11 protein-coding genes, 1 tRNA gene and 1 pseudogene are annotated in these 12188 nt (G+C 74.9%); 6 read left to right on the forward strand and 7 right to left on the reverse strand.

The genetic code is table 11. The features are described from left to right. Window positions 1-32: 32 nt before the first annotated feature. The gene (locus tag ACFW3D_RS06375) at window positions 33-1739 is read right to left on the reverse strand and encodes an ABC transporter ATP-binding protein (RefSeq protein ID WP_500502002.1); all 1707 of its coding nucleotides are present in this window, start codon (window positions 1737-1739) and stop codon (window positions 33-35) included. A 482-nt stretch (window positions 1740-2221) separates the two neighbouring features. Then, window positions 2222-2295: transfer RNA gene (locus tag ACFW3D_RS06380), tRNA-Pro, on the reverse strand. 180 nt (window positions 2296-2475) lie between these two features. Here ACFW3D_RS06380 and ACFW3D_RS06385 point away from each other — a divergent pair. Further along, window positions 2476-2766 carry a YiaA/YiaB family inner membrane protein gene (locus ACFW3D_RS06385; protein WP_500502004.1) on the forward strand — a complete coding sequence of 97 codons (291 nt, stop codon included), beginning with the start codon at window positions 2476-2478 and terminating at the stop codon, window positions 2764-2766. Here the strand turns inward: ACFW3D_RS06385 and soxR are convergent. Beyond that, window positions 2747-3226 carry a redox-sensitive transcriptional activator SoxR gene (soxR, locus tag ACFW3D_RS06390; RefSeq protein ID WP_500502006.1) on the reverse strand — a complete coding sequence of 160 codons (480 nt, stop codon included), beginning with the start codon at window positions 3224-3226 and terminating at the stop codon, window positions 2747-2749. The two genes, ACFW3D_RS06385 and soxR, sit on opposite strands and share 20 nt — an antisense overlap. A gap of 54 nt (window positions 3227-3280) precedes the next feature. On the opposite strand from soxR, the gene ACFW3D_RS06395 reads away from it, so the two are divergent. Together ACFW3D_RS06395 and ACFW3D_RS06400 are read left to right on the forward strand one after the other, a co-directional pair. Next, window positions 3281-3982, forward strand: a complete 702-nt coding sequence (locus ACFW3D_RS06395) for a thiamine pyrophosphate-binding protein (RefSeq protein ID WP_500502008.1) — start codon at window positions 3281-3283, stop codon at window positions 3980-3982. Between the two features lie 29 nt (window positions 3983-4011). After that, complete coding sequence (locus ACFW3D_RS06400) at window positions 4012-4953, forward strand: transketolase family protein (RefSeq protein ID WP_500502010.1); 942 nt, start codon at window positions 4012-4014, stop codon at window positions 4951-4953. A gap of 93 nt (window positions 4954-5046) precedes the next feature. Here ACFW3D_RS06400 and ACFW3D_RS06405 read toward each other — a convergent pair whose 3' ends face one another. Continuing rightward, window positions 5047-6012, reverse strand: a complete 966-nt coding sequence (locus ACFW3D_RS06405) for an aldo/keto reductase (RefSeq protein ID WP_500502012.1) — start codon at window positions 6010-6012, stop codon at window positions 5047-5049. A gap of 119 nt (window positions 6013-6131) precedes the next feature. Between ACFW3D_RS06405 and ACFW3D_RS06410 the strand changes: the two genes are divergently transcribed. From ACFW3D_RS06410 to ACFW3D_RS06420, 3 genes are read left to right on the forward strand one after another with little or no spacing between them, the layout of a single operon-like run. After that, entirely contained in the window at window positions 6132-8807 is a 2676-nt protein-coding gene (locus tag ACFW3D_RS06410) for an alpha/beta fold hydrolase (RefSeq protein WP_500502014.1), read from the forward strand. After that, a complete protein-coding gene (locus tag ACFW3D_RS06415; RefSeq protein ID WP_500502016.1) occupies window positions 8804-9658 on the forward strand; it encodes an ABC transporter permease in 855 nt (284 codons plus the stop codon). Before ACFW3D_RS06410 ends, ACFW3D_RS06415 begins: the two co-directional genes overlap by 4 nt. Before the next feature lie 13 nt (window positions 9659-9671). Beyond that, window positions 9672-10013 (forward strand): ribosomal protein L7/L12, encoded by a 342-nt coding sequence (locus ACFW3D_RS06420; RefSeq protein WP_500502018.1) that lies wholly within the window; start codon window positions 9672-9674, stop codon window positions 10011-10013. 4 nt (window positions 10014-10017) lie between these two features. Here the strand turns inward: ACFW3D_RS06420 and ACFW3D_RS06425 are convergent, their stop codons facing one another. The 3 genes and pseudogenes from ACFW3D_RS06425 to ACFW3D_RS06435 all read right to left on the reverse strand — a co-directional run. Continuing rightward, window positions 10018-11826, reverse strand: coding sequence for a hypothetical protein (locus ACFW3D_RS06425; protein WP_500502020.1), 1809 nt, complete (start codon window positions 11824-11826; stop codon window positions 10018-10020). Beyond that, on the reverse strand, window positions 11823-11990 hold the full coding sequence (locus ACFW3D_RS06430) for a hypothetical protein (RefSeq protein ID WP_500502022.1): 168 nt from the start codon (window positions 11988-11990) through the stop codon (window positions 11823-11825). The genes ACFW3D_RS06425 and ACFW3D_RS06430 overlap by 4 nt, the downstream gene beginning before the upstream one ends. After that, window positions 11987-12070 (reverse strand): annotated as a pseudogene (locus ACFW3D_RS06435) (VWA domain-containing protein); the annotation flags it as partial. The pseudogene ACFW3D_RS06435 and the gene ACFW3D_RS06430, both read right to left, overlap by 4 nt. Between the last annotated feature and the right edge of the window lie 118 nt (window positions 12071-12188).

Raw genomic sequence — 12188 nt, forward strand, 5'->3', positions numbered from 1 at the left:
CGACGGGCGCCCGCACGGCCGTACAGCCCGGTTCAGCGCAGGTCGGCCGCCGCTTGCGCGGTGTCGTCCAGGAAGCCGCCCGACTGGTGCTGCCACAGCTTGGCGTAGGCGCCGTCCTCCGCGAGCAGCTCCTGGTGGGTGCCCTGCTCGACGATGCGTCCGCGGTCCAGGACGACCAGCCGGTCCATGCCGGCGACCGTGCTCAGCCGGTGCGCCACCACAAGCGCCGTCCGCCCCTCCATGAGCCGCCACAGCGCCTCCTGGACGAGGATCTCGCTCTCCGAGTCAAGGGCGCTGGTCGCCTCGTCGAGCAGCAGGATCGGCGCGTCGCGCAGGATCGCCCGGGCGAGCGCGACCCGCTGCCGCTGTCCGCCGGAGAGCTTGATCCCGCGCTCGCCGACCATCGTGTCGAAACCGCCGGGCAGTGCATCGGCGAACTCCGTGACGTGGGCCGCCCGGGCCGCGCGGCGGATCTCGCCCTCGGAGGCGTCCGGCCGGGCGAAGGCGATGTTGTCCCGCAGCGAGCGGTGGAACATCGCGGGGTCCTGCGGCACGTACGAGATCAGGCTGCGCAGGTCCGCCTGGCGCAGCCGGGTGATGTCCTGCCCGCCGATCAGGATCCGGCCGCCGTCGATGTCGTTCATCCGCAGCAGCAGCCGGGTGAGCGTGGTCTTGCCGCCCCCGGACCGGCCGACCAGCCCGATCCTGGCGCCGCTGGGCACGGCCAGGTCGAGCCCGTCGAAGAGCGGCTCCCCGCCCCCGTGGGCGAAGGTCACGTGCTCGAAGCGGACGCCGGCGCCCCGGGACCGCAGCGGCTCCGGCACGGGCGGGTCGAGCACGGTGGGCGGCTTGAGCAGCAGCTCGGTGAACTGCGCGGCCTCCGTCATCGAGCTCTCCAGACGGCGGTAGATCTGGTTGAACTCGAACATGATCCGCGTCGCGTTGGAGTAGTAGGTGAAGGCCACCACGACCGCCTCCACACCGTGCGTGCCCGCGCCGAGCGTGACCGCGAGCAGCAGGCCGAGCGCGTTGGTGAGCACGGACAGCGGCGCGACCAGGGTGTCGATGCGGAGGTTGCCGTAGTCCCACGACTTGAGCGTGAGCCTGCGCGACTCGGCGACACGGGAGCGGTGCTCGGCGGCCTCGCGTTCCTCGGCGGCGAACGCCCGGACGGTGTCCATGTTCATCAGGCTGTCGGCGACGTGCCCGGACACCCGGGCGATCGCCTCCTCGCGCCGGCGGACGAGCGCCTGGCGCCGGCGGATGAGGGGCGCCACGCACAGCGCGGTCACCGCGATCATCACCAAGAGGCCGACTACCAGCAGCGGTTCGTAGGCCCAGAGCACCACCGACCCGAACAGCAGCGGTACGAAGCTGCCCAGGACGTTGAAGGTCAGCGTGTCGACGAACTCCTCGAAGCGCGAGGCGAAGCTCAGCACCCGCTTGGTGAGGGACCCGGCGAAGTTGTCGTGGAAGAAGGACGCGTCCTTGGCGAACAGCTCGTCCATGCCGACCACGTACAGGTGCTCGATGCCGAGAGCGTCGAGGCGGTTGAGGCAGTGCAGGCCGATCCGCCACAGCGTCTCCGCGAGCAGCAGCACGCCGGCGAAGGCCAGGACGTAGGGCAGGGTCGCCCCGAGGCCGGGGGCGGTGCCGTCGACGAAGCCGCCGACGAGCTTCGCGACGACCAGCGGTGCGACGTAGTTGATGCCGATGTTGCCGAGGGCCGGCGACAGCATCGCCGGAAGCGTCAGCCACCGTAGCCGGGCCAGCTCCCTTCCGTAGTGACGAAGTGCCAGGAGCACCGGGCCCCCGGCCGACCGGAACCTGTATGACTCAGGCGATCCCATCTCCACCCTGCGGTGTCGTGCGGCGCGCTGCCGCGTGCTTCTCCGGGAGGTGCCGCCGCCACCGTTGCGGCGCGGCGCTTCGTCGGGGCCGGCGGTCCGCGCGGCTCGCGACGAGGCCGGCGTGCGATGAACGGGCGGTCCGGAAGTGGCAGTGTCCCGCGTGGGCCCGCACCGAGTCCAAGCGTTTTCCGGCCCTGCGGCACGGCGCACGGAGGCTTCCCGGCGCACGGGCGGGGCCTCGGGGGCCGGGTGGCGGCGCGGCTCCCACCCGGGGGCGGCAGGGCGGCGCCGTCCCGCTCCGTCCGCGCCTCTTGTGCCGCAAACGCAACCAGCGGGTTTGTCACGAATGACAAACCCGCTGGTCAGCACCGTCGGGACGACAGGATTTGAACCTGCGACCCCTTGACCCCCAGTCAAGTGCGCTACCAAGCTGCGCCACGTCCCGGTGCCGGATCGCGCCGGGCTTCCCACCCGGCCGACCGCGCACGAGAACAATACCGCACGTCGTCGGGTGCTCGCTCGCACCATTCCCGTGCCCCGCGCGGTGCCGCCGCGGCCGGGTACCCGGCCCGGGATGAGTAGCCGTACTCATGTGGCGGGGGCCACGGCGGCCGATGCTTCAGGCATGGCGAATCCGATCCAGCAGCAGAACACGGCGGCCTACTCGGCCCAGGCCGTGATCTCGTTCGCCGTCGCCCTCGGGGCGATGGTCGTGGGCATCGCCTACCTGCCGGTCGGCCCGTGGGTGCGGGCCTTCCTGGCGGTGGGGCTGCTCTACGTGGTGACCTCGGCGTTCACGCTCGCCAAGGTCGTCCGCGACCGGCAGGAGGCCGGTCAGGTGACGAGCCGGGTCGACCAGGCCCGGCTGGACAAGCTGCTCTCCGAACACGACCCCTTCAAGGTCGACGGGGTGTAGCCGACTCGTCGCCGAGCAGGTACCGCGCGCCGGGGCCCTTGGCGGCGGCGGTGTCGTCCGGGTTGTAGAGCGAGCACTTTCGCAGGGAGAGGCAGCCGCAGCCGATGCAGCCGGTCAGGTTGCCCTTGAGCCGTTCCAGCTCCGCGATCTGCTCGTCGATGCGGCGGGTCCAGGTGCGGGCGACGCCGTTCCACTCGGCGGCGCTGGGGGAGCGGTCCTCGGGGAGCCGGGCGAGGGCGGCGCCGGCCTCCTCCAGCGACAGGCCGACCCGCTGGGCGGCCCGGACGAAGGCGACGCGGCGCAGCGTGGAGCGGGCGTAGCGGCGCTGCCCGCCGGCGGTGCGCTCGGAGCGGATGAGGCCGAGGTCCTCGTAGTAGCGCAGGGCCGAGGTGGCGAGGCCGCTGCGGGCGGCGAGCTCGCCGATGGCCAGGCGGTCGCGGCGGGGTGCGGAGTCGCTCATGGGGCCGAGCGTAGCGCTTGACCTCAAGCCGACTTGAAGTTGCACCCTCGACTCATGACTCCGACCAGTGCGGACACCGCGTACGGATACGACGACCTCCGGCGGCTGATGTCGCTCATGACCGGCGACGAGAAGCACGGCCCCGCCGCCACCTCCACCCTCGACGTGCTGTGGGTGCTCTACGACCGGGTGCTGCGGGTGACCCCGGGGACGGCGGAGGACGCCGACCGGGACCGCTTCCTGCTCTCCAAGGGCCACGGCCCGATGGCGTACTACGCGGTACTCGCCGCCAAGGGATTCGTCCCCGAGGAATGGCTGCCGGACTTCGGCTCCTTCGGCTCACCGCTCGGGCACCATCCGGACCGCGTGCTCGTGCCGGGCGTCGAGATCGGCTCCGGATCGCTCGGCCACGGACTGCCGATCGCGGTGGGCAGCGCCCTGGGACTGCGGGCGCAGGGACTGACCGACGCCAAGGTGTGGGTGCTGGTCGGTGACGCCGAACTGGACGAGGGCAGCAACCACGAGGCCGTCGCCTTCGCCGGAGCCATGGGGCTGGAGGGCCTGCACGTCGTCGCCGTCGACAACACCTCCGCCACCTACCGGCGCCCGGGAGGTCCCGCCTCGCTCTTCGCGGGTGAGGGCTGGTCCGTGACGGGCGTCGACGGCCGCGACCACGAGGCACTCCACGAGGCGTTCACCGCGCCGCACCCCGGGCGGCCGCACGCCGTCGTCGCCCGTGTCGAACCCAAGCGCTGACCACCGCCCCGAGCCGAGGAGACCTTCCCATGGACACCATGCGTGACCGCTTCACCGCCGTCGCCACCCGCCTGCTGGACGAGGACCCCAGGCTGGCCGTCGTGCTGGCCGTGATCTCCGGGGACCGCTTCACGGACGCCGCCCACGACCACCCCGACCGGGTGATCGACGTGGGCATCCGCGAGCAGCTGCTGGTCAGCGTCGCGGGCGGGCTGGCGCTGACCGGGCTGCGGCCGATCGTCCACACCTTCTGCAGCTTCCTGGTGGAACGCCCCTTCGAGCAGGTCAAGCTGGACCTGGGGCACCAGGGCGCGGGCGCGGTGCTGGTCAGTTCGGGCGGCTCGTACGACATCGCCGCGGGGGGCCGTACCCACCAGGCCCCCGGTGACGTCGCCCTGCTGGACACCCTGGACGGCTGGACCGTGCACGTGCCCGGCCACCCGGACGAGGCCGAGGCCCTTGTCCGGCACGCGGCGGCCGACGAGGACAACCAGGTCTACGTACGGCTCAGCGAGCAGTCCAACCGCACCGCGCAGCCTGTCTCGCCGGGCCGCTTCCGGGTGCTGCGCGAGGGCCGGGCGGGCGTGGTGGTCGCCGTGGGTCCGCTCCTGGACGCCGCGCTGGAGGCGGTCGCGGACCTGGACCTCACGGTGCTGTACGCCTCGACCGTGCGCCCCTTCGACACGGCCGGGCTGCGGGCGGCCGTGGCGGGCACGGACGCGGCGGACGTGGTGCTGGTCGAGCCGTACCTGGCGGGCACGTCGGTGTCGTTCGCCGCCGAGGCGCTGCTCGACCTGCCGCACCGTGTCCTCGCGCTGGGCACCGCCCGGGAGGAGCTGCGCCGCTACGGCACCTGGCAGGAGCACGTGGCGGCGCACGGCCTGGACGCCGCCGGACTGCGGGCGCGGATCGGGGGATTCCTGGCGGGCTCGCCGCGCCCGGCGGGCCTCGTGGGCTCGGGCGTCCGTTAGCCGCGCGCCCGCCGGCCCCGGACGGTTCGGCAACTCCCCCGGCCGAAAGCCGGGGGCAGGGAGTTCGACGACCCGCGGGGACACGGGCGGGGCCTAACTCCAGGGGAGCTCCGAGCGGTGCCGCCAGTACGCCGGGGCAGGTTCCGCCAGCGGCGTCAGCCGGGCGAGCTGCTCGGCGTCGAGCTCGACGGAGGCGGCGCGGGCGTTGGCGGTCACCTGGCCGGTCGTGGCCGCGCCGGAGAGCACGATGCCGGCCCAGGGGCGGCGCAGGACCGCGGCGAGGGCGACCGCGTCGGGTGTGGCGCCGGTCAGGTCGGCCACCTCGGCGAGGGGGGATTCCGGATCGGCCGTCGCCAGACGGCCGTTGGCCATGGCCTCCTTGACGATCACCGTCAGTCCGGCGTCGTGGGCCTCGGCCAGGGCGGGTCCGGCGGAGGGCTCCATCAGGTTGTAGGTGGCCTGCACGACGGTGAACAGGCGCTGCCCGTCCACCGTCACCTTCAGTGCCGCGCGGATCGCCTCGGCCTGCAGCGGACCGCTGGTGGACAGGCCCACGGCCACCCCGTCGGCCGCCAGCCGGGCGAGGCGTGCGTGCAGGTCGCGGTCGGCGAGGGCCGGGCTGTCCGGGGTGACGGAGTGGATCTGGTAGAGGTCGAGGCGGTCGCCGAGCAGCGCGCGGGTCTCGGCGATCTGCCGGTCGTAGGTGGCGGCGCTGTGGTCCTTGACCTCGTGCACCTCGGCGTCGGCGCGCCAGCCGGCGGTGTAGGTGTAGCCCCATTTGCTGCCGACCACCACGTCGGTGGCCTCGGGGTGGGCGTCCAGCCAGCTCGCGAGGAACTCCTCGGCCCGGCCGTAGGAGCGGGCCGCGTCGAAGTAGCGGATGCCGAGCGCGTAGGCGGTGTCGAGGACCGCGTGGGCGCGGTCCCGCATCGCCTCGACGGTGCGGTCGGCGGGCAGGTCGGCGGCGCGGCCGAGGTCGATGTAGGCGGGACGGCCGACGGCCGCGAGGCCGAGGCCCAGCCGGGGCAGGGGGGCGGTGACGAGTCGTTCGAGGGGCACGGTCGCCACCGTACTCCCGGTGGAGTACGCCGATCCGGTGCCTGAGGCGGACGTCGCGGGTGATCACCGGAATGCATAGTGGGAGCGTCACGCCCGTCGTCCCCGTCCGAGGATCACGCATGCCATTCGCCCTGCCCAGGACCTGGCGCACACGGCGGCGGCTGGCGGCCGGTGCCGCCGCCCTCGCCCTGCTCGCCGGAGGCGGCGCCGTCACCCTCGCGACGGCCGACTCCCCCGCACCCGTGCGCCGCCAGGACCGGGTCTTCTCGCTGCCCGAGGCCCCGGGCAGCGCCGCCAAGGTGCGGATCGACACCTCCTACTTCACCTCCGGCGGGTCGTCGCCGCGCCCGGCGGTGCTGCTCGCGCACGGATTCGGCGGCAGCAAGGACGACATGCGGGGCCAGGCCGAGTCCCTCGCCCGCAGCGGTTACGCCGTGCTGACCTGGTCCGCGCGGGGCTTCGGCGCCTCCGGCGGGCGGATCGGGCTCAACTCCCCCGACGCGGAGGTCGCGGACGTCTCACGGCTGGTCGACTGGCTGGGCCGGCGGCCCGAGGTGCTGCGCGACGGCCGGGACGACCCGCGGGTCGGCGTCGCGGGGGCCTCCTACGGCGGGGCCATCTCGCTGCTGGCGGCCGGGTACGACCGTCGGGTGGACGCCATCGCGCCCGCGATCACCTGGTGGGACCTGGGTGAAGCGCTCTTCCCGCAGGGCGTGTTCAAGAAGCTGTGGGCGGGGATCTTCTTCTCCACGGGCTCGCGCGGAGCCGCGTGCGGCTTCACCGCCGAACTGTGCGCGATGTACGACCGTTCGGCCGTCGCGGGCCGCCCGGACGCCGCGACGCTGCGGCTGCTGACGCGCTCCAGCCCGTCCTCGGTGGCCGGCCGCATCAAGGTGCCCACCCTGGTGGTGCAGGGCCAGAACGACTCCCTCTTCCCGCTCGACCAGGGCGACGCCATCGCGCGTGCCGTCGCCGCGAACGGCGCGCCCGTGGCCGTCGACTGGTTCTCCGGCGGGCACGACGGCGGCGACCAGGAGACGTCCCGGATCGAGGCGCGCACCACGGCCTGGTTCGACCGCTGGCTGAAGCGGGACAAGGGCACCGACACCGGGCCGGCGTTCCGCGTCACCCGGACCGGGGGCGTCGACACCACCGACGGCAGGGCGGTGCGGCGCGGCGCGGACGCCGACGCGTACCCGGGGCTCGAGGGCAGCCGGACCCATACGGTCCCGCTCGGCGGGCGCGCGCAGACGGTGGCCAACCCGGCCGGCGGCAGCCCGCCCGCGATCTCCGCGGTGCCCGGTGTGGGCGCGCTCTCCCAGCTCTCCGACCTCGGCCAGGGACTGTCGCTGTCGCTGGACTTCCCCGGTCAGCGTGCCGCCTTCGACTCGGCGCCGCTGACGTCGTCGCTGCGCCTGACGGGCGCGGCCACGACACGGGTCGCCGTCGAGACGGACGCGCCCGCCGGTGCGGTGCTCTTCGCGAAGCTGTACGACGTGGGCCCCGGCGGCAGCGAGTCGCTGCCCCACCAACTGGTCGCACCGCTGCGGGTGGCGGAGGACGGCACGGTGCCGGTGCGACTGCCCGTCGTCGACCACGAGTTCGCCGCCGGCCACCGGCTGCGGCTGGTGCTGTCCACCACCGACCTCGGCTACGCCTCCCCCGTCGCGGCCGCCACGTACCGGGTGTCGCTGCCGGCGGGCGCCGTGCTGAGCGTGCCGACGGACCCGGAACTGACCACCGACCAGGGCGCGCTGCCCGCCTGGGTGTGGCTGCTGCCGGTCGCCGCACTCGCGCTGGCGGCGGCGCTGCTGCTGACCGGCCGCCGCCGGGCGGGCGCGGTGCGGCAGGCGCCGGACCCGTCGCTCGCGGACGTCCCGCTGGAGATCTCCGGGCTGTCCAAGCGCTACCGCGGCGCTGCGGACCGCTACGCCGTGCGCGAGGTGTCGTTCCGGGTGGAGCGGGGCCAGGTGCTGGGGCTGCTCGGCCCCAACGGGGCGGGCAAGACGACGACGATGCGCATGATGATGGGCCTGATCCGGCCCGACGCGGGCACCATCCGCGTGTTCGGCCACGCGATCCGGCCGGGTGCGCCCGTGCTGTCCCGGGTCGGGGCCTTCGTGGAGGGCGCGGGCTTCCTGCCGCACCTGACGGGGCGGGCCAACCTGGAGCTGTACTGGCGGGCCACGGGCCGGCCGGCGGTCGACGCCCACGTCGAGGAGGCCCTGGAGATCGCGGGCCTCGGCGAGGCCCTGGAGCGCGCGGTGCGCACGTACTCGCAGGGCATGCGGCAGCGGCTCGCCATCGCCCAGGCCATGCTGGGCCTGCCCGACCTGCTCATCCTCGACGAGCCCACCAACGGGCTCGACCCGCCGCAGATCCGCGAGATGCGCGACGTGGTGCGCCGTTACGCGGCCGCCGGCCGTACCGTCCTCGTCTCCAGCCACCTGCTGTCGGAGGTCGAGCAGAGCTGCACGCACCTGGTCGTCATGGACAAGGGGCGGCTCATCGCGGCCGGTCCGGTCGGCGAGATCGCCGGGAGCGGGCAGACGCTGATGGTCGGCGCGCCGGGCATGGCCGACGACGCACGGGAGGCGGTCGCCGCGAAGCTGTCGGCGCTGCCGGGTGTCGAGGCGGCGGAGTCCGCCGACGGGGGGCTGCTCGTCCGGCCGGGCACGATGACCGTGCCGGAGCTGCTGTCCGAGCTGCTGCGGCTCGACGTGCCGGTGGAGCGCGTCGGCCCGCACCGCCGCCTGGAGGACGCGTTCCTGACCCTGATCGGAGGTCCCGCATGACCGAGACCCTGGAACTGGCCGAGGGCTACCGTCCGGGCCGCACCCTCCCGCTGCGGGTCGAGGCGGTACGGCAGTTGCTGCGGCGCCGCACCCTCGTCGCGTTCGGCGTCGTGCTCGGCCTGCCCGTGGTCGTGTGGGCGGCCTTCGCCATCGGCGGCACCCCGCGGGGGCGGAACTCCGGGCCGACGATGATGGACGTCGCCACCGCCTCGGGTGTCAACTTCTCGCTGGCGGTGCTCTTCGTCTCCTCCGGCTTCCTGCTGACGATCCCGGTCGCCCTCTTCTTCGGCGACACGATCGCCTCGGAGGCCAACTGGTCCTCCCTGCGCTACCTGCTGGCCGCTCCGGTGCCCCGCGCCCGGCTGCTCGCCTCCAAGGCGCTGGTCTCCCTCGCCTTCAGCGCCGCCGCCGTGCTGGCGCTGCCCACGGTGGCACTCGGGGTCGGCACTCTCGCCTACGGCTGGGGCGACCTGGAGCTCACCACGGCCGGCTCGCTGCCCCCGGGCACCGCGACGGGCCGGCTCGCGATCGCCGCCCTCTACGTCTTCGTGGGCCAACTGGCCGTCGCGGGCTTCGCCTTCTGGCTCTCCACGCTCACCGACGCGCCGCTGGGGGCGGTCGGCGGGGCCGTGGGCGTCGCGATCCTCTCCAACATCCTGGACGCGATCACGGCGCTGGGCTCGCTGCGGGACGTCCTGCCGACGCACTGGCAGTACGCCTGGATCGACGCGCTGCAGCCCCGGCTGGAATGGTCGGGCATACTCAAGGGCACGTCGGTGTCGCTGTCCTTCGCGGTGGTGTTCTTCGCCCTGGCCTTCCGCGGCTTCCGCGGGAAGGACATCGTCTCCTGAGGGGAGGTGGCGGATGGAGGAGCCGGGATACAGCGTGCTGCTGACCGGTGCCGGGGACGCGGACCGGAAGCTGGACGTCGTGCGGGCGCTCCGTTCCGTGACGGGGCTGAGCGCCTGGCGGAGCAGGCAACTCCTGGACTCCGTACCGCTCGTGGTCGTCAAGGGCACCTGGCTGGAGGCGGCGGAGGACGCCGCGCGGCTGCTCGGGGCGGCCGGGGCCGGTGTCCGGGTGCGCTGCACGTGGAGCGGGTGCGTCTTCGCCCCCGGATCCGGTCCCGGTGCCGAGCAGCCCTGCACGCCTCCCGACTGGTCGGCGGAGGGCTGCCCGCCGGCCCGCCGTGCCTTCCGCCGCTGAGCCGTCAGGCCGGGCTGCCCACCGCCCCGACGGGCGGCGCCGGCACGTCCGCGGACGGATCGGTGGACGGATCGGTGGATGGGTCGGTGGATGGATCGGCGCCCCAGGCCGCGGCGCACAGGGCGCGCGAGAGTTCGTCGGTGTAGACGGCGGCGGCGAGCCAGGCGAGCGCGAAGCGGTCGGTGTCGGCGGACAGGAGGCGGCCGAAGGGGTCGCGGCCCCGGTCGGCCGCGGCGCGGTGGAGGTCGTCGACCAGGTCCGCGGCGGTCGGGAGGGCGGTGCGGCGCAGGCGGCGGGCGTCGTGGGCGGAGTCCGTGGGCAGGGCGAGGACCCGGCGGCCGCCGGAGACGGCCTGGTGGACGCGGCGGAGCAGCAGGTGGACCGGGGCCTCGTCGGGCGCGGCGGGCGGGAGCGGGGGGACCGCCGGAACGGCGGCGGGGAGGTCCGCGCGCTGCAGGCGGTCGAGGCCGGTGTCGACGCGGGCGTCGGGATCGGCCGGGTGGCTGGTGGCCAGCAGCAGCGCGCGGGGGTGCGGGGCCGGGTCGAGCCGGGCGACGACGCGCAGCCGGGTGCCGGGCGCGCCCGCGAGCAGCCGCAGGTTGTCACGGTGGGGCAGCGCGGGGTGGTCGTGCGCGGCGGTGAGCCGCAGCGTCAGGTGCTCGCACCGGGCGAGCAGGCAGTCGCCGCCGGCCTCGCGGACGGTGCCGGTGATGGTGACGTCGAGGAAGAGCAGGCCGTCGCCGGTGCCCAGGGCCCGCACGGCCTGCTCGGCGACGGGCACCCGCCAGAGGCGGTCCAGCGGCTCGGCCGTCCAGGTGGCGCCGGAGGCCCGTACGGCGCGGACGGCGGCGCCCGCGCCGAGCCGGCCGGTGGGCGAGACCGTCGCACCGGACACGGCCAGTCCCGCGCGGGAGAGTTCGCGGTGGGTGAGGGCGGTGTCGCCGATGCGCACGGCCCGGTCGGCGGCGCCGGTGGCGCGGCCGGGTCCGCCGGGGGCGACGTCGGAGACGGTGTAGAGGCGGCCGTCGGCATCGGCTGTCCAGGTGACGGCGCCCGCGTAGCCGCTCGCGGTGAGGACGGGCTCGGAGAACAGCCCGTACAGCCGCAGCGAGCCGTCCGGGGTGTACGGCCGGCGGGCGGTACCGCGCACGGCGGCCAGTTCGGGGCCCGTCGCGCGGGGGACGCGGTGCGCGGTGCCGAGGAGTTCGCGGAGCGCGGCGACCAGGTCGGCGAGGCGGTGCCCGGCGTCGGCGGCGCGGGCGGCGCGCAGCCGGGTGACGACGGAGACCGCCGCGGCGGCCGCGCGGGGCAGCCCGGCCAGCCGGGCGGTGTGCGCCGCCCTGAGCAGTTCGGCCTGGACGACGGCGCCGGAGCCGTCGATGCCCGCGTCGAGGGCGGCGGCGCCCGCGGCGCGCAGGGCCTCGGCGGCGGCCCGCTGCTCCGGGGTGGCGGTCTCGGGTTCGGCGGCGGGCGCCCCTTCCGCGGCGGCCTCCGGCGGGGCCGACCCGGCCGCCGGCCCGGGGGCCTCGGCGACGGGTGCGGCCGATGCGGCGGCGGCGCGGTGCAGGCAGTCGGGCGCGAGCAGGCAGCCGCAGCGGATGTCCTCGGCCCGGGTCACCGCACCGCCGGGGGCGAGGAGTTCGAGATCGGTGTCGTCGTCGACGGCGATCCGCACGGTGTCGCCGTCCTCGACGACCGGGCGTCCCACGAGCTTGGCCACGCCGGCGTCGAGGCGCTTGCGCAGCCGCGGCGACAGCGCCTCGACGAGTTCCGCTGTCACCGCCGGGGCGACCGGTGGGAGTTGCTCATTCATGCGATCTTCTCCCCTGTCCAACGGGCGAGTTCGAGACGGTTGAGGGCGGCGACCGGCATGCCCACGGCGACGAAGCGGCCGCCGGGGGCGAGCGGTTCGACGGCGGCGTCGGGACATCTGCGGCCGCTCACAGCCGGAACGGCCCTCGGGAAGTGCCGATTCATGCGATCTTCTCCCCTACCCATCGGGCGAGTTCGAGAGGGCTGAGGGCGGCGACCGGCATGCCCGCGGCAACGAAGCGGCCGCCGGGGGCGAGCGGTTCGAGGCCGGCGTCGGGACATCTGCGGCCGCTCACAGCCGGAACGGCCCTCGGGAAGTGCCGATTCATGCGATCTTCTCCCCTACCCATCGGGCGAGTTCGA

Origin of the sequence: Streptomyces sp. NPDC058864, assembly GCF_042742985.1 — a bacterium.
GTDB lineage: Bacteria > Actinomycetota > Actinomycetes > Streptomycetales > Streptomycetaceae > Actinacidiphila.